The sequence below is a fragment of the Streptomonospora salina genome (assembly GCF_014204715.1).
Lineage (GTDB): Bacteria > Actinomycetota > Actinomycetes > Streptosporangiales > Streptosporangiaceae > Streptomonospora > Streptomonospora salina.
On the sequence record NZ_JACHLY010000001.1, the window covers coordinates 2,896,841 to 2,918,613 of the forward strand.

Annotated in this window: 22 protein-coding genes; 14 read left to right on the forward strand and 8 right to left on the reverse strand. The window is 73.6% G+C overall.

Going from position 1 to position 21,773, the window contains the following annotated elements; genetic code table 11:
* Positions 1-64 precede the first annotated feature (64 nt).
* The 4 genes from HNR25_RS13240 to HNR25_RS13255 are packed head-to-tail and all read left to right on the forward strand — an operon-like array spanning position 65 to position 2,430.
* Positions 65-238, forward strand: a complete 174-nt coding sequence (locus tag HNR25_RS13240; protein WP_131096593.1) for a DUF4177 domain-containing protein — start codon at positions 65-67, stop codon at positions 236-238.
* Entirely contained in the window at positions 238-699 is a 462-nt protein-coding gene (locus tag HNR25_RS13245) for a RidA family protein (RefSeq protein WP_184635493.1), read from the forward strand. The genes HNR25_RS13240 and HNR25_RS13245 overlap by 1 nt, the downstream gene beginning before the upstream one ends.
* Positions 700-759: 60 nt before the next feature.
* The gene (locus HNR25_RS13250) at positions 760-1,578 is read left to right on the forward strand and encodes an NUDIX hydrolase (protein ID WP_184635495.1); all 819 of its coding nucleotides are present in this window, start codon (positions 760-762) and stop codon (positions 1,576-1,578) included.
* A gap of 45 nt (positions 1,579-1,623) precedes the next feature.
* The gene (locus tag HNR25_RS13255) at positions 1,624-2,430 is read left to right on the forward strand and encodes an MBL fold metallo-hydrolase (protein ID WP_184635497.1); all 807 of its coding nucleotides are present in this window, start codon (positions 1,624-1,626) and stop codon (positions 2,428-2,430) included.
* A 95-nt stretch (positions 2,431-2,525) separates the two neighbouring features.
* Here the strand turns inward: HNR25_RS13255 and HNR25_RS13260 are convergent, their stop codons facing one another.
* Positions 2,526-3,209, reverse strand: coding sequence for a Crp/Fnr family transcriptional regulator (locus HNR25_RS13260; protein WP_184635499.1), 684 nt, complete (start codon positions 3,207-3,209; stop codon positions 2,526-2,528).
* 367 nt (positions 3,210-3,576) lie between these two features.
* Between HNR25_RS13260 and nth the strand changes: the two genes are divergently transcribed.
* The 4 genes from nth (at position 3,577) to HNR25_RS13280 (ending at position 7,093) form a co-directional block, all read left to right on the forward strand.
* Positions 3,577-4,254, forward strand: a complete 678-nt coding sequence (gene nth / locus HNR25_RS13265) for an endonuclease III (protein ID WP_221458652.1) — start codon at positions 3,577-3,579, stop codon at positions 4,252-4,254.
* Positions 4,255-4,458: 204 nt separating this feature from the next.
* Complete coding sequence (locus HNR25_RS13270; RefSeq protein ID WP_246464310.1) at positions 4,459-5,097, forward strand: NUDIX hydrolase; 639 nt, start codon at positions 4,459-4,461, stop codon at positions 5,095-5,097.
* 18 nt (positions 5,098-5,115) lie between these two features.
* On the forward strand, positions 5,116-6,306 hold the full coding sequence (locus HNR25_RS13275; protein ID WP_184635505.1) for a MarP family serine protease: 1,191 nt from the start codon (positions 5,116-5,118) through the stop codon (positions 6,304-6,306).
* Between the two features lie 37 nt (positions 6,307-6,343).
* On the forward strand, positions 6,344-7,093 hold the full coding sequence (locus tag HNR25_RS13280) for an MBL fold metallo-hydrolase (RefSeq protein WP_312862524.1): 750 nt from the start codon (positions 6,344-6,346) through the stop codon (positions 7,091-7,093).
* A 120-nt stretch (positions 7,094-7,213) separates the two neighbouring features.
* Here the strand turns inward: HNR25_RS13280 and HNR25_RS13285 are convergent, their stop codons facing one another.
* The gene (locus HNR25_RS13285; RefSeq protein ID WP_184635509.1) at positions 7,214-7,756 is read right to left on the reverse strand and encodes an ATP-binding protein; all 543 of its coding nucleotides are present in this window, start codon (positions 7,754-7,756) and stop codon (positions 7,214-7,216) included.
* Between the two features lie 19 nt (positions 7,757-7,775).
* Positions 7,776-8,123, reverse strand: coding sequence for an STAS domain-containing protein (locus HNR25_RS13290; RefSeq protein WP_040272705.1), 348 nt, complete (start codon positions 8,121-8,123; stop codon positions 7,776-7,778).
* A 268-nt stretch (positions 8,124-8,391) separates the two neighbouring features.
* On the opposite strand from HNR25_RS13290, the gene HNR25_RS13295 reads away from it, so the two are divergent.
* The 5 genes from HNR25_RS13295 to HNR25_RS13315 all read left to right on the forward strand — a co-directional run bounded on the left by HNR25_RS13295 (position 8,392) and on the right by HNR25_RS13315 (position 13,138).
* The gene (locus tag HNR25_RS13295; RefSeq protein ID WP_221457562.1) at positions 8,392-10,746 is read left to right on the forward strand and encodes a DEAD/DEAH box helicase; all 2,355 of its coding nucleotides are present in this window, start codon (positions 8,392-8,394) and stop codon (positions 10,744-10,746) included.
* Positions 10,747-11,205: 459 nt separating this feature from the next.
* Positions 11,206-11,598: a hypothetical protein gene (locus HNR25_RS13300; RefSeq protein ID WP_184635513.1), complete on the forward strand. Its 393-nt coding sequence runs from the start codon at positions 11,206-11,208 to the stop codon at positions 11,596-11,598.
* 518 nt (positions 11,599-12,116) lie between these two features.
* On the forward strand, positions 12,117-12,254 hold the full coding sequence (locus HNR25_RS13305) for a DUF4244 domain-containing protein (RefSeq protein WP_312862525.1): 138 nt from the start codon (positions 12,117-12,119) through the stop codon (positions 12,252-12,254).
* A 10-nt stretch (positions 12,255-12,264) separates the two neighbouring features.
* Positions 12,265-12,699, forward strand: a complete 435-nt coding sequence (locus HNR25_RS13310; RefSeq protein ID WP_312862526.1) for a TadE family type IV pilus minor pilin — start codon at positions 12,265-12,267, stop codon at positions 12,697-12,699.
* A 25-nt stretch (positions 12,700-12,724) separates the two neighbouring features.
* Positions 12,725-13,138, forward strand: coding sequence for an Rv3654c family TadE-like protein (locus HNR25_RS13315; protein WP_281387730.1), 414 nt, complete (start codon positions 12,725-12,727; stop codon positions 13,136-13,138).
* 165 nt (positions 13,139-13,303) lie between these two features.
* Here HNR25_RS13315 and HNR25_RS13320 read toward each other — a convergent pair whose 3' ends face one another.
* From HNR25_RS13320 to HNR25_RS13340, 5 genes are all read right to left on the reverse strand, one after another.
* Complete coding sequence (locus HNR25_RS13320; RefSeq protein ID WP_184635517.1) at positions 13,304-14,074, reverse strand: type II secretion system F family protein; 771 nt, start codon at positions 14,072-14,074, stop codon at positions 13,304-13,306.
* A 5-nt stretch (positions 14,075-14,079) separates the two neighbouring features.
* Complete coding sequence (locus HNR25_RS13325; RefSeq protein ID WP_184635520.1) at positions 14,080-14,922, reverse strand: type II secretion system F family protein; 843 nt, start codon at positions 14,920-14,922, stop codon at positions 14,080-14,082.
* A gap of 92 nt (positions 14,923-15,014) precedes the next feature.
* Positions 15,015-16,208, reverse strand: a complete 1,194-nt coding sequence (locus HNR25_RS13330; protein ID WP_221458656.1) for a TadA family conjugal transfer-associated ATPase — start codon at positions 16,206-16,208, stop codon at positions 15,015-15,017.
* An 80-nt stretch (positions 16,209-16,288) separates the two neighbouring features.
* A complete protein-coding gene (gene ssd / locus HNR25_RS13335; protein ID WP_184635524.1) occupies positions 16,289-17,476 on the reverse strand; it encodes a septum site-determining protein Ssd in 1,188 nt (395 codons plus the stop codon).
* A gap of 1,065 nt (positions 17,477-18,541) precedes the next feature.
* The gene (locus tag HNR25_RS13340; RefSeq protein WP_184635526.1) at positions 18,542-19,342 is read right to left on the reverse strand and encodes a Fic family protein; all 801 of its coding nucleotides are present in this window, start codon (positions 19,340-19,342) and stop codon (positions 18,542-18,544) included.
* A 187-nt stretch (positions 19,343-19,529) separates the two neighbouring features.
* Here HNR25_RS13340 and acs point away from each other — a divergent pair, with 187 nt between their 5' ends.
* Positions 19,530-21,509 (forward strand): acetate--CoA ligase, encoded by a 1,980-nt coding sequence (acs, locus tag HNR25_RS13345; protein ID WP_184635528.1) that lies wholly within the window; start codon positions 19,530-19,532, stop codon positions 21,507-21,509.
* Positions 21,510-21,773 lie beyond the last annotated feature (264 nt).

Below are 21,773 nucleotides of genomic sequence, written 5' to 3' on the forward strand. Positions count from 1 at the left end.
CGCCGGCGGCGCGCCGCAGGGTTCCGGGGTACCGCTCCGCTCCGCGGTAAGTAGGGTGGCGGCTATGACGAAGTGGGAGTACGCGACAGTGCCGCTGTTGTCGCACGCGACGAAGCAGATTCTGGACAACTGGGGAGAGGACGGCTGGGACCTGGTCTCGGTCATTCCCGGCCCGTCGGTCGACGGGGACCCGCGCAACCAGCAGATGGTTGCCTACATGAAACGAGAGAAGGAGTAATGGCCGCTCCTGAGGAGCGGTTGGCCGACCTCGGGCTGACACTGCCCGAGGTCGTGCCGCCGGTGGCCGCCTACCAGCCGGCGGTGCGCACGGGCGACTACGTCTACGTGTCGGGTCAGGTGCCCCTGGTCGGCGGCACGCCGGCCGGCACCGGCAAGGTCGGGGCCGAAGTCACCGGGGAGCGGGCCAAGGAGCTGGCCGCGGTGTGCGCGCTCAACGCCGTCGCCGCGGTCAAGGCCGAGGTCGGCGAGCTCTCCCGGGTGCGCCGCATCGTCAAGGTCGTGGGTTTCGTGGCCAGTGACCCGTCCTTCACCGGGCAGCCTCAGGTGATCAACGGCGCCAGCGAGCTGCTCGGCGAGGTCTTCGGCGAGGCCGGCACGCACGCCCGCAGCGCCGTCGGGGTCGCGGTGCTGCCCCTGGACGTGCCCGTCGAGGTGGAGATGATCGTCGAAGCGGGCTGACCGGCTCAAGCGCGTAGCGGCGGTGCGCTCGTCCACCGCGGCGACGGGGAAGACGAGGCGATGACACGGGAGCGCGCGGACTCGGGCACGACCGGCGACGCCGAAGTGCGTCCGGCCGCCACGGTGATGCTGCTGCACGAGGGCACCGGCGACGGCGCTCTGCAGGTCTACCTGCTGCGGCGGACCGCCTCCATGCGGTTCGCCCCCGGCATGCACGTCTTCCCCGGCGGCGGGGTGGACGAGCGCGACACCGACAGCGGCATCCGGTGGGCGGGTCCGCCGCCCTCGGATTGGGCCCGGCGCCTGGAGACCGCGGAGCCGCTGGCGCGGGCGCTGGTATGCGCCGCCGTGCGCGAGACTTTCGAGGAGTCGGGCGTGCTGCTGGCGGGCCCGCCCCGGGGCGGGGTCGTCGCCGACACCCGCGGCCCGGACTGGGAAGCCGACCGCGAGGCGCTGGTCGGACGCAGCCTGTCCTTCACCGAGTTCCTCCGCGGCCGGGACCTGGTGCTGCGCAGCGATCTGCTGCGCGCCTGGTCGCGCTGGGTCACCCCGCCCGGCGAGACGCGGCGCTTCGACACCCGCTTCTTCGCCGCGGCCCTGCCCGAGGGGCAGCGGACGCGCGACGTCGGAGGCGAGGCCGACCGCGTCGCCTGGATGACTCCCGCCGACGCCCTGGCCGCCTGGCGGCGCGGCGACCTCGAAATGCTCCCCCCGACCGTGACGAGCTGCGCCGAGCTGGCCGACTGCGACTCCGTCGCGGCCGCCATGGCGGCCCGGCGCACCGTCTTCCCCATCCGGCCCGAGATAGGCGAGATCGACGGTGAGCCGCACATCGTGATGCCCGACGGGGTGCCGTGTCCCCGGCGCCGGCCCCGCTGAGCCCCCGCCGTGCTGCCGCCTGCCGGTGCGAGAGACTGAGGTGCGATGAGGATCGACGGTTCCGGAACACTGCGCGCCAACTGCGTCCTGTGTCCCAATCCCGGCCCCATGACGCTCGACGGCACCGACACCTGGGTTCTGCGCGAGCCGGGGAACCGGGGTGTCGTCGTGGTCGACCCCGGCTCCCACGACGAGCGGCACCTGGAGCGCGTCGCGCGCACCGTGCAGGAGCAGGGCGCGCAGGTGGCCGTCACGCTGCTCACCCACCACCACCCCGACCACAGTGCGGGCGCGCGCTATTTCAGCGAACTGACGGGCGCTCCGGTGCGCGCGGTGGAGCCCGAGATGCGCATCGGCGGCGACGGGTTGGCCGACGGCGAGACCGTCGAGGTCGACGGTCTGGAGCTGCGGGTGGTCGCCACACCCGGCCACACCGCCGATTCCGTGTCACTGCACCTGCCCGCCGACGGCGTCGTGCTCACGGGCGACACCGTGCTGGGCACGGGCACCACGATGGTCGCCGACGACGGCCTGTCCGACTACATGGACTCGCTGTACCGGCTGCGCGAGCTGGTGTCGCGGACCGGCGTGCGGGCGCTGCTGCCCGGGCACGGGCCGATCTGCACCGAGCCGGAGGACAAGCTCACCGCGTACATCGACCACCGCGAATCCCGGCTCGCCCAGGTGGCCGCCGCCGTGGAGGCGGGCGACACCACCGCGGACGAGATCGTGGCGCGGGTCTACGCCGGTATCGAGGATGCGGTGGTCCCCGCGGCGCGGTCCTCGGTGCGCGCCCAGCTGCACTATCTGGCCAAGCGCGGCGACATCGCCGCCGGGATGGGCGAGGCCTGACAGCCGACGGGCCCGGCACGAGGCCGGGCCCGGTGGTCGCGGCGCCGCGCAGGTCGCTGCTCCGGCGCTGTCGGCTGCGTCCCCGACACGCGTGGTCAGCGTGCGCGCCGGCGCATCCGCTCCACGTCCAGCAGCACCACGGCCTTGGCCTCGATGCGAAGCCAGCCGCGCAGCGCGAACTCCGCCAGCGCCTTGTTCACGGTCTCGCGCGAGGCGCCGACCAGCTGGGCCAGCTCCTCCTGCGTGAGGTCGTGATGCACGTGCAGGCCGTCCTCGCCCTCCTTGCCGAAGCGGTCGGCGAGGTCGAGCAGCTGCCCGGCCACGCGCCCCGGCACATCGGTGAAGACGAGGTCGCTCATCACGTCGTTGGTGCGGCGCAGCCGGTTCGCCAGCGCCTTCAGCAGCTGCAGGCTGACCTGCGGCTGCTGGGCGATGAAGGGGCGCAGGTCGTCGTGGCCCAGTCCGGCCATCACCGCGTCGGTGACGGCGATGGCGCTGGCGGTGCGCGGCCGCGGATCGAACAGCGACAACTCGCCGAACATCTCGCTGGGTCCCAGGACGCTCAGCAGGTTCTCGCGGCCGTCGACGGCGGCGCGGGTCAGCTTGACCTTGCCGCTGAGGATCACGTAGAGCCGGTCGCCCTCGTCGCCCTCGGAGAAGAGCGTCTGGCCGCGGCCGAGCCGGACCTCGCTCACCGAGGCGCGCAGCGCGGCGGCACCCTCCTCGTCGAGTGCCTCGAAAAGAGGGGCCTTGCGCAGCACCTCGTTGGTCTCGTCCACCACTTCCTCCTTGCAAGCCTGACCGTCAACAGTGTGACGTATATCGCACCCCGGTGGAAAACCAGTCTGCCGTCTCGGCTTGTCGTCCGGGGGGAAATGCCAACAGCCACGGCCGACGTCAGTGCTTCCGATCCTAGTTGCAATCCCGTCCCCGCGGTCTCCGGCCCGCCGGACTCCCGACATTGCCGACATCGCTCGACCACACGGGCCGGATCCCGCCACGACCGCCCGGAACCGGGCGCCGCCGCGGGTACGTAGTCTTTGGGGCGTGCTCGGAGATCCTGCCACCCCTGCTCAGACCACCCCGGCCGACGCGGCGCCGGTCGACGGCGCGACACGGACACCCACGGGTGAGTCGCGTCTCGCTCTGGTGAGACGCGCCCGACGGATTAACCGGGAATTGGCCCGCTTGTATCCCGATGCGCACTGTGAGCTTGATTTCACTACGCCGCTGGAGCTGCTGGTGGCGACCATCCTCTCGGCACAATGCACCGACAAGCGCGTCAACCAGGTGACCCCGAAGCTCTTCGCGCGCTACGGGGCGGCGGCCGATTACGCTTCCGCCGACCGCGAGGAACTGGAGGGCCTGATCCGCTCCACCGGCTTCTACCGCTCCAAGGCGGGCAGCATCATCGGCCTGGGGCAGAAACTGTGCGACGAGCACGGCGGCGAGGTCCCCCGCGACCTCGACGCGCTCGTCCGGCTGCCCGGGGTCGGGCGCAAGACCGCCAACGTGGTGCTGGGAAACGCCTTCGACGTTCCGGGACTGACCGTGGACACCCATTTCGGCCGCCTGGTGCGCCGCTTCGGCTGGACCGCCGAGACCGACGCGGTCAAGGTCGAGAACGCCGTGGCCGAGCTGTTCCCGCCCAAGGACTGGACGCTGTTGTCGCACCGGCTGATCTGGCACGGTCGCCGCATCTGCCACTCGCGGCGCCCCGCCTGCGGCGCCTGCGAACTGGCCCACTGGTGCCCCTCCTTCGGGGAAGGCCCCACCGACGAGGGGACCGCGGGCGCGCTGGTACGGAATGGCCCGTTCTCGTAGGCGGTTCCTACCGTGAGGGACCGCCGCACGGGAGGGGACGGGCAGAGCATGACCGCGCAGGAACACGGCGAACGGCACCGGGCCGGATTCGGCCCCTCCGGCCCCTCCGGAGCCGACGCGAGCGGCGGCGGGCGTCCGTCCGAGGCGCCCGGCACCGTCACCACCCCCGAGTGGCTGGCCTCCCTCGCCCGCGCCGGCGCGCGCATGCCCGTGCCTTCGGTGATGCGCCCGCCCGAATCCGGCGGCCGCAGATCCGCTGTGCTGATCCTCTTCGGCGAGGGCGAGCACGGCCCCGACGTGCTGCTGATCCAGCGCAACAACGGCCTGCGCCGCCACTCCGGCCAGCCCGCGTTCCCCGGCGGGTCGTTCGAACCCGGTGACGAAGGCCCCGAGGACTGCGCCGTGCGCGAGGCCGTGGAGGAGACCGGCGTCGACCCGGTCGGGATCGAACTGCTCGGCCGGCTTCCCGAACTGTTCATCCGCCCCAGCGCCTTCCGGGTGACCCCGGTGATGGCCTGGTGGCGCGAGCCCTCCGAAGTCCGTGCCGCCGACGCGGGCGAGGTCGCCGGTGTCGTGCGGGTCCCCGTCAGCGAGCTCGCCGACCCCGCCAACCGGATCCGGGCGCGCCACCCCAACGGCTCCTCCGGCCCTGCGTTCCGGGTACACGGCATGCTCGTCTGGGGATTCACCGCGGCGATTCTGGACCGGCTGCTCGTTCTGGGAGGCTGGGAGCGGCCGTGGCTGGACGGGCAGGAGGCCGAGCCCGTTGCGCTGCCGGGGGGCGGAACGGGCGAGGACGTGCGGCGCGCGGCCGGTCCGGGGCGCGAAGGCCGCGGGAGCTGAGACGAACACGGGGTGGTGATGGACGGCATCGTCCTCGACGCGGTCCTGGTGCTGCTGGTGCTGGTGTTCGCGGCATCGGGCTACCGGCAGGGATTCATCGTCGGGAGCCTGAGCTTCGCCGGGTTCATCGGCGGTGGCGTAGTGGCGGCCCTCAGCGCGCCGCCGCTCATCCAGGAACTGGTGACCGACGCCGGGCGCCAGGCGCTGCTGGCCGTGGCGGTGGTGTTCCTGTGCGCGGCGCTGGGCCAGTTCTTCGCCTCGTATCTGGGCGCCATCATCCGCAACCGCGTCACCTGGAACTCCGCCCGCGTCGTGGACGCCATGGGCGGCGCGCTGGTGAGCGCGCTGTCGGTGCTGCTCGTGGCGTGGCTGGTCGGCAGCGCCGTGGCCAACTCGGCGATCCCGGTCCTCAACTCCCAGGCGCAGCAGTCGCGGGTGCTGCAGGCGGTCGACCGCTTCATGCCCGAGGCCGCCCAGACCTGGTTCTCCACCTTCCGCGGGATCGTCGACCAGAGCGCGTTCCCGCAGGTCTTCAGCGGCCTGGGTACCGGCGAACCGGCCGAGGTCCAGCCGCCCGACCCCGACGTCCTCGACACACCGCAGTTGCGCGAGGCGAGCCAGAGCGTCGTGAAGGTGCTGGGCACCGCCCCCGACTGCCAGCGGCGCGTGGAGGGCACCGGGTTCGTCTACGAGGACGGGCACATCATGACCAACGCGCACGTGGTCGCCGGCGTCACCCAGGACCTGCGCGTGGTCACCCGCTCCGGTCAGCAGCTGTCCGCCACGGTCGTGCTCTACGACCCGCAGCAGGACATCGCCGTTCTCGACGTGGAGGACCTCGAACTGGAGCCGCTGGACTTCCAGGCCGAGGCGCAGCAGGGCGACGACGCGGTGGTGGCCGGGTTCCCGCGCAACAACGGCTTCACCGCGGTGCCCGCACGCATCCGTGCCGAGCAGACGGCCCAAGGACCCGACTTCTACCACTCGCAGCAGGTCAGCCGGGAGATCTACCAGATCCGCGCCGAGGTGCGACCGGGCAATTCCGGCGGTCCGCTGCTCGCGGCCGACGGCAGCGTCTACGGCGTCGTCTTCGCCGCGGCCACCAACGAGGACGAGACGGGCTATGTCCTCACCGCCGACGAGGTCGCGTCCAACGCGGAGCAGGGCGCGGCGGCGAGCGGCGAGGTCTCCACCCGGGAATGCGACTGACCCGCGGCCGGCGCGGGGCGAAAGAGAGGCGGCGACCGTGGAACTCACCGTGCTCGGGAGCGCGGCCCCCTACGCACGACCGGGAAACCCCTGCTCGGGTTACCTCGTCACCGGCGGCTCGGGGGCGGTCTGGCTGGACGCCGGCCCCGGCACCCTCGCTCAGCTCCAGCGCCACACGCGCCTCCCGGAGCTGGACGGCATCTGGATCTCGCATCTGCACGCCGACCACTGCGCCGATCTGCTGACCGCCTTCTACGCCCTGGTCTACGCCGACCAGCCGCCGCAGGCTCCGATACCGCTCTACGGGCCGCCCGGAACCGCGGACCGCCTGGAGGGCTTCCTGTCCAACGCCGGCCGCAGTCCGCTTGAGCGGGCGTTCGACGTGCGCGAACTCCACGACGGGCACCGTGCGCGGCTGGGCGGTATGCAGCTGGAGTCGCGGTCGGTCGAGCACGGGATGCCCGGCTACGCGGTCAGGATCCACGACGGCGCGCGGAGTCTGGCCTATTCGGGGGACAGCGCACCGTGCGCAGCGCTCGACGCGGTGGCCCGCGACGCCGACCTGCTGCTGTGCGAGGCCGACGGCGACCCGCCGGAAGACGGGCAGCGGGTGCACCACAGTCCCGAGGACGCCGGGAGGACGGCGGCGCGGGCGGGCGCACACCGCCTGGTCGTGACCCACGTGGGCCCGTTCCTGCGGACGGAGGAGGCGCTTCGCAGGGCGGCTGCGGAGTACCCCGGGCCGGTCGGGCACGCGGACCCCGGGAAGGTCGTCAGCGTCGACTGAGCCGCGGCTCGTGGCGCGCCCGGCGCCGTGGCGCGGCGTCCCCGGCCGGGGACGGAGGCGCACCCGTCCGGGCGCCCCGCACGGGTGGGGACCGGTGCGGAGCGCCCGGACGGGAAGGCCTCAGCCGACGGGGTCGGGGCCCGTGTCGGGATCGGACTTGCCGAAGGGCCAGCTCATTCGGACGACGGTGCCGTCTTCGTGCGGTTCGATGCTGACCTCGTCGGCGAGACCGGCGATCACGGCGAGCCCCACATCGGGCGAGAGCCCCGAGACGCCGTTGGGCGAGGTATCGGCATCCAGGTCGATACCGGTGTGCGGATCGTCGAACGTCGCCGCCGACTCCGTGGCCGGGGCGCGGTCGAACACCACCACCTCGAAGCGCTGAGCGGCGCTGCCGTTGTGCGACGCGCGCTCTTCGGGAGCGCCCGCGGGCGTGTCAGTGCCGCGGGCCCCGCTGTCGACCAGGTCGAGTTGGATCGGGCGGCTGGGGCAGTGGACGCGATGCGCCTCGACGGCACGGGAGCACGCCTCGCCGACCGCCAACCGGATCTCGTCGAGGGCGGACTCGGCGATGCCCGCCCGCCGAGCCACGGCCGTGGCCATGAGGCGGGCCGTGCGCACATGGGCGGGCAGCGCGCTGATCGTGAGCTGGACGAGTGCCATGGGATCGCTCGTAACGCAGCTACTTCGACTTGCGCTTGTCGATGGCTTCCTGGACGGAGTCGTAGATACCGAAGACCTTGGTCAGCCCGGTGATCCGGAAGATCTTCAGGATGCGCTCCTGGGTGCAGACGAGGTCGAGCGTGCCGTCATGGGCGCGCACGCGCTTCAGGCCGCCCACGAGCACGCCGAGCCCCGTCGAGTCGAGGAACTCCACCTTCTCCATGTTCACCACGAGGTGGAAGTTGCCCTTGTTGACGAGGTCGATCAAGAGCTCACGCAGCCGGGGCGCGGTATAGACGTCGATCTCACCCTCGACGACGACGATCTCGGTGTCGTCCTGTGTGTGGTGATCAAGCTTCAAGTCCACTAGTCCTCCAGCGCCGAACTGCGAAAAGCCGCGAGTGATCTCTGCCGGGCGTTACCCCACAGTGCGGCATTCAACCACGCTTGCCCTTCGCATCTGCCTGTTATGCACAAGAAACCGCGACAGCGCGGGTGCCTTCCCGCGGATGCCACACTGAAACGGGGTTGATCAGTGCCATCGCAAGTGCCGCCTGCCGAGGAGGGTCGGGGTGACCGGATCCGCTCCCCGCGCTCGCGGGGACGCTGCCCGAGGGGAGCCCGCGCCTCACCGGTTGTGGCGCGACCATACCCGGAATGCGCAGGTGACACATGTGGAACACCTGCCGCGTGGCCACGGGGTAAGTGAACACTGGCCCGACTGGACACCGCCTTCGGTACGCAAGCGACTCGCTGAGCAGGGGATCACAGCGCCGTGGTCCCACCAGGCGGCCGCCGCGGATCTCGCACGCTCCGGTAGCAATGTGATCATAGCCACCGGAACGGCATCGGGGAAATCGCTCGGCTTCCTGCTGCCCTGCGCCGAAGCCGTCGAACAGGGCGGGACGGTGCTCTACATCTCACCGGCCAAGGCCCTGGCCGCCGACCAGCGGCGCGCACTCGCCGACATCGGCGTTCCGGACCTGCGCGCGGCCACCTACGACGGCGACACCCCCCGCGACGAACGCGCCTGGATCCGCACGCACGCCAACTACGTCCTGACCAACCCCGACATGCTGCACCACGCGATCCTGGGCAACCACGCGGCCTGGGCGCCCTTCCTGCGGCGGCTGCGCTACGTGGTGATCGACGAGGCGCACCGCTACCGGGGCGTGTTCGGCTCGCACGTGGCCCAGATCGTGCGGCGGCTGCGCCGGATCTGCGCCCGCTACAGTCGCCCCCGCGAGGCCGGCCGCACCCCCGTTTTCATCCTCGCCTCGGCCACCAGCGGCACGCCCGAGGAGAGCGCCGGCCGGCTGATCGGCGCGCCGGTGCGGGCGGTCACCGAGGACGCCTCACCCCGGCCCGCGCTGCGCTTCGCGATGATCGAACCCGAACTCACCGGGGAGAAGGGCGAAAACGGGGCCCCGGTACGGCGCACCGCACCGGCCGAGGCCGCACACGTGCTGGCCGGGCTCACCGAGAAGGGCGTGCGCACCCTGGCCTTCGTCCGGTCGCGGCAGGCGTCGGAGATCGTGGCGCTGGCCGCGCAGCGCATCCTGCGTGAGCGTGCGGCGCGTTCCGCGTCCCGCCGGCGCCGGCGGGACGGCGGCGGCGCGGAACCGGAGCCCCCGGACGACGGGCCGGACCCCGGCGGGCCGTCCGAGCGCATCGCCGCCTACCGCGCCGGCTACCTCGCCGACGACCGGCGAGGGCTGGAGGACGCGCTGCGCACCGGCGACCTCCTCGGCCTGGCCACCACCAACGCGCTGGAGCTGGGCGTCGACATCACCGGCCTGGACGCCGTCCTCGTGACCGGCTGGCCCGGAACCCTCGCGTCGCTGTGGCAGCAGGCCGGGCGCGCGGGACGTTCCGGCCAGGACGCGCTGGCCGTGTTCATCGCCCGCGACGACCCGCTGGACACCTATCTGGTCCACCACCCCGAAGCCGTCTTCGGGCGGCCGGTCGAGGCGACCGTCCTCGACCCCGACAACCCCTACGTCCTGGGGCCGCACCTGTGCGCGGCCGCCTCGGAGATCCCCCTCACCCGCGACGACCTGGACCTGTTCGGCCCCGGCGCCGCCGACGTCCTCGACGGCCTGGTCGAACGCGGCCTCCTGCGGCGCCGCCCGCGCGGCTGGTTCTGGACCGGCCACGACCGCGCCTCCGCATTGGCCGACCTGCGCGGCTCGGGCGGCCCGCCGGTACAGATCGTCGACTCCGCCAGCGGGCAGCTGCTCGGTACCGTCGACGAGGCGGCCGCGCACGGCACCGTGCACGACGGCGCCGTCTACCTGCACCAGGGATCCACCTACGTCGTCGACGAACTCGACCTGGAGGAGTCGGTGGCCCTCGTCCACGCCGAAGCGCCCGAATACAGCACGTGGGCGCGCGACACCACCGAGGTCGGGGTCCTGCGCACCCTGCGCGGACAGGACTGGGGAGCCGAGGCGGCGGTGCGGTTCGGGGAGGTGGAGGTCACCCGGAAAGTGGTCTCCTACCTCAAGCGTGACGTGCGCACCGGATCGGTGCTGGGCGAGAAGTCCCTGGACCTGCCCGAGCGCCGGCTGAACTCGCGCGCGGTGTGGTGGACGCTGGAGCCGGAGGCGGCCGACCGGCTGCGCGAAGCCGGTGTGGAGGTACGCGGCGCGGCCCATGCCGCCGAGCACGCGGCCATCGGGCTGCTGCCGCTGTTCGCCACGTGCGACCGCTGGGACGTCGGCGGCGTCTCGACCGCCCTGCACGCCGACACCGGGTGCCTGACGATCTTCGTCTACGACGGCCACGAAGGCGGTGCCGGGTTCGCCGAGCGCGGATACGCCGCCGCCCGCGCATGGCTGACGGCCACCCGCAGAGCCATCGCCGGCTGCGAGTGCTCCGACGGGTGCCCCTCCTGCATCCAGTCGCCCAAATGCGGCAACGGGAACGACCCCCTGAGTAAACCGGGAGCCCTGCGCCTGATCGACGCGATCCTGGACGAAGCACCGTAGGCGGCGACGGAGCGGGGCCGGGGCGGCTTGCCGGACCGGATACGGCGCCAGGTACCGTGGCGGGTTGCGGCCGACCGGAGTGGACGATTCCAGGGGGAGTGACATCGCCCACCGCGGTGTTTCGAGAACGGCGCATACGGCGGTGTTCGGCGCCGTCTGCGCCGGCAGCGGCCAGCCGCGCGGTTCCCGTCGGATGTGCTCGCCCTGATAGGGACATGTCGAGGGCATCGCGGCCCGGAAAGCCGGGGCCGGTAGACCGCGTCGCTACGCGGCGCGCCGCCTCGCTTCGCCGCTGCGCCTCCTCGGCGGCGGCCGATCGGGAGAACGCCGTCGCATCCCGCTCGGGGCGGTGTGGTGTGAGTTCTGCACGACTCGGCGAAGGAGCCGAACCCACAGGGCGCTTGGATCCCCGTTCGCTGCCGGCGCCCTGATCCGAAGACAGCCGATCCTGGAGAAGTCATGCTCGATCCGATCCCCCAGCACCCGTACCCGTCGGGTCTGGCCGTCCACGACGCCGCGGAGACGTCGGAGGAGGCGCGCACCCGCGGCACCGCCCGCGTGGTGACCCACCATCCGCACTCCGACGGCACCTTCACCTACGTGGTGGAGCCCATGGACGGGGAGACGCGTACGGAGTGGGCGTCCTACTTCACGATCCCGGCCGGGCTGTGGGCGATGCCCGAGGAGAGCGGGGCGGACGGCCGCGGCGGCGCCGATTCCGGCCCCGCGGCGCAGTACTCCGGCGCGCAGGCCGCGCCCGGTGCGTACGCACCGGGCACTCCCGGGCAGCCCGGGCAGCCCGGAGAGGCGCCGGAGGCGCAGCCGGGGAGCGGCGTCCCGTCGGAGTGGTGACCGCCGCCACGCGGAAAGCCCGAGGAGTTGTCACGGTGCCGATCGGTCCGGGAGGGGACGGGGCGGCGACCGTGCACGCCCGGCTCTCCGGGAATCGCGCCGATCTTGTAGCTACGGTGCGTGAAAGCGATTTCCTGTGACGGTAGCTACAAGATCGGCGCTGAGAGCGGCCGCGCAAGCGGCACACCGTCCGGCATATGGCGGCCGGCGCGGCCGTCCACAGGGCGGGGATCGGGCTTTCGGGCGCCCGACCGGTCGAGCGATCGTGGATACAGACCGTGAATCCGCCTGATCACGGCGTGTTCCCGCGATCCCCGGAGGTAACCGTGCCCGTCGCTCGCTCTCCCCGTCCCCGCCCCCGCGCGTGCCCTAGGCGCACCGCCGTCCCCCGTTCCCGCCGCCGGTCCGCGCGGGCGTCGTCGCGCGCGCGGACCGCAGCGGCCCTGCCCGGGGCCGCCGCGCTGCTGAGCGGCGTCGTCCGTGCACGTCCGCGTGCCGCGGGGCGCGGCGACCGCGGCATGTCCACGGCCGAGTACGCCCTCGGAACCGTGACCGCCTGTGCGTTCGCCGCGGTGCTGTTCGCGATCCTCACCAGCGACGAAGTCCGCGACGTCGTTACCCGGATCGTCACCGATGCGCTGCAGATCGACGGTTGACCGCGGAGGTGTGACCGCCGAGACCGCTGCCGCCCTGCCCAGCCTGGCGCTCGTGCTCGGCGTCGCCCTTGCCGCGATCCAGGCCGCCGCCGCGCACGTGGCCTGCGTCGACGCTGCACGCGTGGGCGCGCGTGCGCTGGCTCGCGGCGATCCCGAGCACGCCGTCCGGGCCGCCGCGACCGACACCGCGCCCGGTTCCGCCGACGTCGCGCTGTCCGAGGGCGGCGGCATGGCACACGTGACCGTCACGGCCCCGGTGGCGCTCGGGCCGCTGATCGACCTGCCCGTTGAAGCCCGTGGCAGCGCCGCCACTCCGCTGGAGGAGGCGCCCGCCGCGACTCCGGCCCCGTACCCCGCCCCGCACCCCGACCCGCGCGGCGGTACCGCCGACCCGGCGGGTCCGACGGGCGCACCGGGCGGCCCCCGCCTGGCGGAGTCCGGCTGAGATGCGCGGGCCGCGGCCGCAGCGCCTGCCGGAACCGTATTGCCGACCCCCGGACCGGCCGCGGCCCGTACCGCGCGGCGGCCGCCGCGACACCGGATCCGCCACGGTATGGATGCTCACCTTGTGTTTCGTGCTGCTGTCCGTCGCCGCGACGGTCATGGTCGTCGCCGGCGTCCGCGCCGACCGCCACCGGGCGGCGGCAGCGGCCGACCTCGCCGCCCTCGCCGGGGCCCGGCACCTCGCTCGGGGTGAAGAACCGGCGTGCGCCGCGGCCCGTGCGACGGCCGAGGCCAACGGCGCGGAACTCACCCGGTGCCGCGGTGCCTCCGACCTGTCCCTGCACGTGAGCACGCGGGTCCGTGCCCGGCTGTGGCCCGCAACCGTGGCGGCGCACGCCCGTGCCGGGCCGCAGCGCACGCAGTGGGTGGCGCCGCCGTAGGCGAACCCGCCCCTCGGCCGGGCCTGCGGCGACCGTGTCTGCAGGGACACGCTCGGCGCCGAAAGCGTCACTGCGGACGCCCGGCGACGCGCCGGCGTCCGGCGGGAACACACCCGACATGGCGAACGCGCGGTGGTCGGCCGTCGCGGGTGGCGACGGCCCTGTTCACGGCAGGGTCAGGCCCGAGACGAGTCCGGCGGCGAGCGGGACCACCCCGATGAGGACGAACGCCGGCAGGAAGCACACGCCCAGCGGAGCGGCGCTGAGGACGCCGAGGCGCTGGGTCCTGCCCAGCGCACGGACCCGGGCGGTGTCGCGAAGCTCAGCGGCGTGGCGTTCCAGAAGGGCGGCGACCGGAGCTCCGCTTTCGCTCGCGCGCGCCAGGACTCGTCCCACCGCCGCGAACTCTTCGGTCTCGGCCGCCGACCGCCAGGCGGCGCGCGGATCGGCGCCCAGGCGCAACTGTTCGGCGACGCCGCCCAGCGACCGCCCCAGCACACCGCCTACGGCCGCGGCGACCGCGGCCAGGACGTCCTCAAGGACACCGCCCGCGCGCAGGCCCGCCACCAGCAGGTCGATCGCGACCGGCAGGCCGGCCAGGGCGCGGGCGCGCTCCGCGCGGGATCGGGCGGTGCCGTCCCCGTGTGCCGGTCGCCGGCGCAGCGCCGCCGCGATCGGCAGCCCCAGTAGTGCAGCCGCGAGCGGTCCCGCCAGGAACAGCAGCGTGGCCGCCGGCGCGAGCGGCACGCCCCACATGATCAGGACGTGCCGCAGCCCGGCGCGGGCCGCCTGCCGGCGCGGGGGGCGGGCCGGGCGCAGCCGGTCCAGCCGGCGCACCGCTCGGGCCCGCGCGGATTCGCCGCCCAGCAGGAGGACGGCGGCGGTTCCCAGCGCCACTACGGCGATGTCGACTACGGCGACGTCGACGGCGTCCACGCGTGTCACTCCATCCCTGATTCGGACAGAACGCGGCGCACCATCCAGTGGGTCCAGAACAGGCCTGCCGCGTCGAGCGCGAGACCGGCCGCCAGGCACAGCAGCCCGGCGGGTGTCGTGAACAGGAAGGTCAGCGGCGATCCGCCCAGCGCGGTCGCCATCCCCAATCCCAGCGCGGGCAGCACGCTGAGCAGCACGGCCGTGGCGCGCGGCCCGGCGAGCTGGGCGCCGAGTTCGCGCCGCAGCGCCTCTTCGCGGGCGAGGGACTCCGACAGCCGGTCGACGACGCCGGCCAATCCGGCGCCGGTGTCGGCCGCGACGCGCCAGCAGGCGGCCAGATGGCCGAGCCCGCCTGCGCCGCGCGTACCGGCGAGGGCGCGCAGCGCAACGGTGACGTCGTGCCCGCTGCGGGCCGCCTCGCTCAGCGGAGCCAGTTCGCGGCCCGAATCGGGGTCGAGTTCGTCGACCGCCGTCACCACGGCTTCCCCGGGGCTGCGCCCGGCCCGCAGCTCGGCGGCCAGCACGGCGCACAACTCAGCGACCGCGCGCCGGCGCCGCCGGCTCTCCCGCCCGGCCATCCGGGCGATCCGGGTGCGCAGCCGACGGACGGGCGGGATCGCGCGGAGGTCGAACAAGCGGCCGGCGCCGCGCCGTCCGCCGCCGGTTTCCAGCCCGCGCAGCCGCAGGGCCGCGGCTCCCGGGGCGACGGCGGCGGCGACGGCGCCCGCGGCCCCTGCAGCCAGCAGCCAGAGTGCGTGTCCGGCGAGCCACTGGGCGGTGGGAAGCACGAAGGCGGGAAGATGCGGCAGGAACAGGGACGCGTCGGCGTTCTGCGGCCATGTCGGCATGCGGTCTCCGATCGCAGCGGCGGCGGATACGGGCGGGCTGGTGCTGAGCCGGGGCGCGCGGCCGGTTCCGGAGGGGCCGGGGCGGCCGCGGCTCACTCCGGCCGTGTTCGCGGCGCGGGGCCGGGGGCGCCGTCGGGAGGGTTCCGCCACGCGTCGCCGATCCGCGCGACCAGGTCCGCCAGCGCAGGATGCTCGGTGAGCGCGCCGTCGGCGCCGAAGGCCACCGCGGGCGGCGCGTGTACCGTCCCGTCCGCATTCCGGCGGAGTGCGCACACTTCGGCGACCCGCCGCGTGCCGTCGCCGTCCCGGACCAGGTGCACCACCAGCGCGCGGGTCGCGGCCAGCTGGCTGTGCACCCCCTCGCGGCCGAGTCCCGCAGCGCAGCCGAGCGCCTCGATGCGGGCGGGGACGTCGACCGCGGCGTTGGCGTGGACGGTCCCGGTTCCTCCGTCGTGGCCGGTGTTCAGCGCGTTCAGTAGGGTTACGGCCTCGTTGCCGCGGACCTCGCCGACCACGAGCCGGTCGGGCCGCATGCGGAGTGCTTGGCGGACCAGGTCGTGCAGTCCGACCTCGCCGGTGCCCTCGATGTTGGGCGGGCGCGCCTGCAACCGCACCACGTGCGGGTGCTCGGGGCGCAGCTCGGCGGAATCCTCCACCAGCACGATGCGCTCACCGGGTGCGGCCAGTGACAGCAGCGCCGACAGCAGGGTCGTCTTGCCCGTTCCGGTTCCGCCCGAGATCAGAAACGCCGTGCGCGAGGCGACGAGGGCGTACAGCAGCCGCGCGCCCGTCTCCGGGACGGTCCCGGAAGCGACCAGTTCCGCGAGCGTGAAGACCGAACGGCGCGGCAGGCGCAGCGACAGGCACACGCCCTCGGGGGCGACGGGCGGCAGGACGGCGTGCAGCCGCGCTCCACCGGGCAACCGTGCATCGACCCAGGGGGCGGCCTGGTCGAGGCGCCGTCCGGCCTGGGCCGCCAGGCGCTGGGCGAGGCGGCGCAGCGACGTGTCGTCGGCGAACCGGATCCCTTGCGCCCGGCGCAGGCCCGCCCCGTCGTCGACCCACACGTCCCCGGGCCCGTTGACCAGGATGTCGGTGATCCGGGGGTCGGTGAGCAGGGGATCGAGCGGACCGGCGCCGGCGATGTCGGCCCGCAGCAGCCGGACCAGCTCCAGCACCTCGGCGTCGCCCAGAGCGGTTCCCTCGGCCCGCACGGCCGCAGCGACGCGGGCCGGAGCGGGGTCGCCGCCCTCGCGCGCGAGCCGCGTGCGCACGGCCGCCAGCAGCCGCGGGTCCGCGCCCGCGGCGGAGCCGTCGGCCGACGGTCCCGGTGCGGTGTAGGGGGTGTCCTCGGCCTCCGTGCCGTTCACCGCGTCCGTCCTCCGTTCCCGTGGGGCGGATCGCCGGGATCCGGGCGGGAAACCGAGGAGGGCACGGGCGTCGGCGGCGACGGGCCGCCGGTATCGGCCGCCGACGGCCCGGATGCCGACCGGAGATCGGAGAGCAGCCGGTCGACGGTACCGGCCAGCGGAGAAGAGCGCGGATCGTCGGGGGCCGCGGGCGCACCCGCGCGCAGGCCGCGCAGGAGTCCGCGGTCCGCGCGCACCCGGCAGGCCGTCGGCAGGTCGAGTGTCCGGGCGACGTCGGCCGCCGACACGTCTCCGCCGCTTTCGCGCACGACCAGCCGTACGTCACGGGCGCTGCGCCCCAGCCGCGGCGCCGTCCGCGCCGCGGCGAACACCGCGGGTACTTCCGCCGGAACCACGAGGAGCACGGTCGAGGCGCGCCGCAGCGCTTCGTCGGCCCCGGGATCGGGTCCGCGGGGCAGATCGGCGACCACGATGTCGGATCCGCGCGCGGCGCAGGTCAGCACGGAGTGCATGGCGGCCGGCGGAACCTCCGCCGCGGGGCCCTGCCCCCAGGTGACCAGCGCGATACCGCCCGCTTCCGGCAGCCGCGACCGCAGCGCCGACCAGTTCAGCCGTCCGTGGCGCGCGACGAGGTCGCCCCAGCGGTCGCCGGGCGCGTCCTCCCGGCCGAGCAGGGTGTCGAGACCGCTGCCCAGCGGGTCGGCGTCGACGAGCGCGCTGCGCAGGTTCGCGCGCCGGGCGGCGCCGGCCAGGGCGATCGCCAGGAGGCTGGCCCCCGCGCCGCCGCGGCCGCCGATCACGGCGACGACGGGCGCATGCTCGGCACGGGCGTGCGCCGACTCGGTGAGCAGCGCGGACAGCCGTGGTTCGTCGGCGGGCAGGGACAGAACGGCTGCGGCGCCCGTGCGCAGCGCGTCCTCCCACACTTCGGCGCCGTGCCGGTGTGCGCTCAGACCGGCGACGAGGACGTGGCGCCGGGGCGGGGGGTCGAGTCGGGCGAGGGCGGGGAGCAGGTCGACGCCGACGACGACCGCCGGCGCGCGGTTCCACTCGGTGACGGCGTGGGCGGCGTGGTGGGCGACCGTGGCCTCGACCCCGGCGGCCGCCGCAAGGCGGAGGAGATCGTCGAGCAGGCGGGGGTCTTCGGTGGCGAACAGGGGGCGGGCAGGGGCGGATGCGTCCATGGGTCCTCCCGGTGCGGAAGCGCTCACTCCACGTTCGCCGGGCGGATCCCCCGGAGGAAAGCCGGATCCCCAACCTGTGGACGGGCCGGGCGCGCAGTAGGCCCGGCCGGGAGCGCGCCGGGAGACCGCCGGCAGCGCGCCGCCGCCGACGCTGCCGCTGGTGGCCCGGCGCGCCGCTGTGCTCGTCGCCGGCGCGGGGCAGGGGCCCGTCGCCGCCGGAGCGCTGCCGGCGTCGTAGGGCCGGTATCGCCGCTGCCGAACGCGGGGGAGTACGCGGAGCCGGTGGCGGGGGCGGCCGCCGTGGTGCGGGACGTGAACGCCCGCCTGATGCACGGGCCGGTCCGCCGAGGGGTGGAATTGACGACGGCCCCCGCCGGGGGGATAGCGGGGGCCGTCCGAAGGTCCGGCTCCGGGGGGAGAGCCGCACCGTTTTCCGGATAAGTCTTCGCCGTCGGGCACCGGGCCCGGCGGGCCGCCGCGGTCGCCGAGCGGCGTGCGACGTCTGAATCGTCACATAGGAGGGGAAACCACGCTAGGGATGAACAAAGGGGGTATTTCGACGGTTGCGTGCCGCGCAGAGGAGAGCTGAGGGGTGCGGCACGTTCCCCAGGTAATACAGCACGGGACGCTACCACGCCGAATTGGCCGACCGCTGAGATCTTTTGACCTCCCGGGGGCTTTTCAGCGGACGCGAGGAGGCGTACAAAGGAAACACAAGGTGGATGGGTGATCCACCGGACACGGAGCCGGGTACCCACGCGTCACCAAGCCGCGGGAGGCTCGTCCAGGCCAGGGAGTCGTCCCTGGTCGGACTATGAATCAGCACGCATGATAGCCCGGTCTTCCGTGTTTCGCGGCGATGCCCCGACTCGGGCCCCAAGGCCGGCCGGGGCACCGTCCTCTGCCTTTCTGATTCGGTCCCGAATCGGGCAAATCGCCAGTCCGTCGCTCGGTGAATCCACAGTGGCGGGCGCCGCGCAGCGGCCGGGATCCCGGCGAAAAGTAACCCGATCGAGATCGGTCGCCGCGGCGGCGCCGGTGTCCGGAACGGCGGCCGCGTCGGGGTCACCCCCGCTGCAGCGCCTCGCACGTCGCCAGCGAGTCCCGCGCCCCGGCCGCAACGGCCCGGCAGCAGTAAGCGACCCACTCGCCCACGCCGTCGGGGGTGCCGCTCGTGTAACCGCGCAGTGCGGGCCTGTACTCGTCGTGCAGCTCCAGATAGCCCGACTCGGTCGGCACCAGCGACTTCGGGTCGAGCCCGCGTGTGATCAGCGTCAGCCGCTCGGCAGCGCGCGCGACCGTCCCGTCCCCCCAGCCGAAGGGGCGCAGCGCGGCCAACTCGCCGTGCACGACGGCGCCGACCACCAGTGCCGGAACGGCGGCGCGCGCCGACAGGACGGTGCCCAGCCCTTCGATGCGCGCCGCGACCTCGGCCGCGCGCGGGGCGGGCCCCAGGCCGAGCGGATCCGGAACCGGATCGGCGTCGGTGCGCGGGCGCCCCAAGTCGGCCCCGTCGACCCCGTCGGCCGCCGCGAGCGCGTGCAGGCGCGCCAGCACCTGGCGGGGAGCCTTGGACCAGGTGTCGGCGAGCGGCCCGAGTTCGCCGGAGACGCGCAGCGCCCCCTTTACGCGCGGGTCGTCGCTGTGGCCGGCGCGGACCTCCTCCAGTCCGGCGTCGGCGCCGTCGAGCACCGCCGAGGCGCGGGCGCCGCGCAGCGCCGACTCCATGGACACGTCGCTGCTGCGCCGCCGCAGGATGCGGTGGCCGAGCAGGCGGTCGACGAGGGTGCGGGTCTCGCCGACGGCCGATCGGACGCCCGGGAGATCGGCGATCCGCTGCAGGGGTTCATCGGGAACGGAATTCACGACGCCAACCCTACTTACCGGTAATGAGATGTCCGTCCATCGGCCGTTGAAGACCGCCCGTCCCCAGGAAAGACCGTCCGTCCACAGCCCGCTGAGCGGTCCCTTGTATGTTGACGTCGCCACTTGATGAAGTGGGCTCCACCACACGAGCCTTCTGTGGGACCGGACCAAGTGAGGAGACCTAACAGTGGCTGAGACTCCCCAGGGGCAGGGTCAGGAAACACTGTCCAACCTTCTTCAGGAGACCCGGAGCTTCCCGCCCCCCGCGGATCTCGCCGCAGACGCCAACGTGCAGGCCGACGCCTTCGACGCCGCCTCCGCGGACCGGCTGCGGTTCTGGGAGGACCAGGCCCGCAGGTTGCAGTGGGATCAGCCGTGGAGCAACGTCCTGGAGTGGAACCCCCCGTTCGCCCAATGGTTCACCGGCGGAAAGCTCAACGCCGCGGTGAACTGCGTGGACCGGCACGTCGACGCGGGCCGCGGCGACCGGGTCGCCTTCTACTGGGAGGGTGAGCCCGGAGATACCCGCACCATCACCTACTCCGACCTCAAGGGCATGGTCTGCCAGGCGGCCAACGCCCTGCTGGAGCTGGGTGTCGCCAAGGGCGACCGGGTCGCCATCTACATGCCGATGATCCCCGAGACCATGATCGCCATGCTGGCCTGCGCCCGCATCGGCGCCGTCCACATGGTCGTGTTCGGCGGCTTCTCCGTGGACGCATTGGGAACCCGGATCGACGACAGCGAGGCCAAGCTCGTCGTCACCGCCGACGGCGGCTACCGCCGCGGCAGCCCCAGTTCGCTCAAGCCGGCCGTCGACGGCGCCGTGCAGGACCGCCCCGCTGTGGAGAACGTCCTCGTGGTGCGCCGCACCGGCCAGGAAGTCGACTGGGACGAAGGCCGCGATGTCTGGTGGCACGACATCGTCGACCGCCAGTCCACCGAGCACGAGGCCGAGGCCCACGACTCCGAGCACCCGCTGTACATCATGTACACCAGCGGCACCACGGCCAAGCCCAAGGGCATCCTGCACACCACCGGCGGCTACCTCACCCAGGTCGCCTACACCCACTGGGCGGTCTTCGACCTCAAGCCCGAGACCGACGTGTTCTGGACGGCCGCCGACATCGGGTGGGTCACCGGCCACTCCTACATCGTCTACGGTCCCCTCGCCAACGGGGCGACGTCGGTCATGTACGAAGGCACGCCCGACACCCCGCACAAGGCCCGCTTCTGGGAGATCGTGCAGAAGTACCGGGTCTCCCTCGCCTACATGGCCCCCACGGCCATCCGCACGTTCATGAAATGGGGCGAGGAGTACCCGGCCCAGTACGACCTCTCCAGCCTGCGGGTGCTCGGCTCGGTCGGCGAGCCCATCAACCCCGAGGCCTACATGTGGTACCGCACCCACATCGGCGGCGGCCGCACCCCGGTGGTCGACACCTGGTGGCAGACCGAGACCGGCGCCATCATGGTCACCCCCATGCCCGGCATCACCGCGGGCAAGCCCGGTGCGGCCATGCAGCCCATCCCGGGCGTGGACGTCGACGTCGTCGACGAGTCCGGCGCCGCGGTCCCCAACGGCCAAGGCGGCTTCATCGTCGTACGCGAGCCCTGGCCGGCGATGCTGCGCGGAATCTGGGGCGACCCCGAGCGCTACGAGAAGACCTACTGGTCGCGCTTCGACGGCCTCTATTTCCCCGGCGACGGGGCCAAGCGCGACGAGGACGGCGACCTGTGGCTGCTCGGCCGCGTCGACGACGTCATGCTCGTCTCCGGTCACAACATCTCCACCACCGAAGTCGAGTCCGCGCTGGTCGCCAACGACAAGGTCGCCGAGGCCGCCGTCACCGGAGCCAGCGACCCGGTCACCGGCCAGGCGATCGTCGCCTTCGTCATCCTGCGCAGCGAGGCCGGCGACGGCGGCGCCCACCTCGTCAAGGAGCTGCGCGACCACGTGGGGGCGCACCTGGGGCCCATCGCCAAGCCCCGCCAGATCATGGTGGTACCCGAGCTCCCCAAGACCCGCTCGGGCAAGATCATGCGCCGGCTGCTCAAGGACGTGGCGGAGAACCGCGAGCTCGGCGACGTCTCCACGCTCACCGACGCCCAGTCGGTCCAGACGCTCAAAGAGGCGTTCCAGGAGAGCGGCAAGGGCGACGAGTGAGCCGCTGATTCGCGCGTGAGCGGCTGAAGCGGGAGTATCCGCCGCCTCGGCGGGCAGTGTCCCGGGCACGGCGTCCACTGCCGTGAGCGCCCTAGGCACGATCGGGGACCGGTCGCCGGTCCGGCCATGCGGCCGAACCGGTATCGGTCCCCGACCCGTCGGCACCCGGGCGGGCCCGGAACCCACGAACCGGGCGCGCGGCGCGGGGACCGCCGGTGACACCGGATGTGCGAGGATGCCTAAGACGTCTGCCGAGCGAAGGGA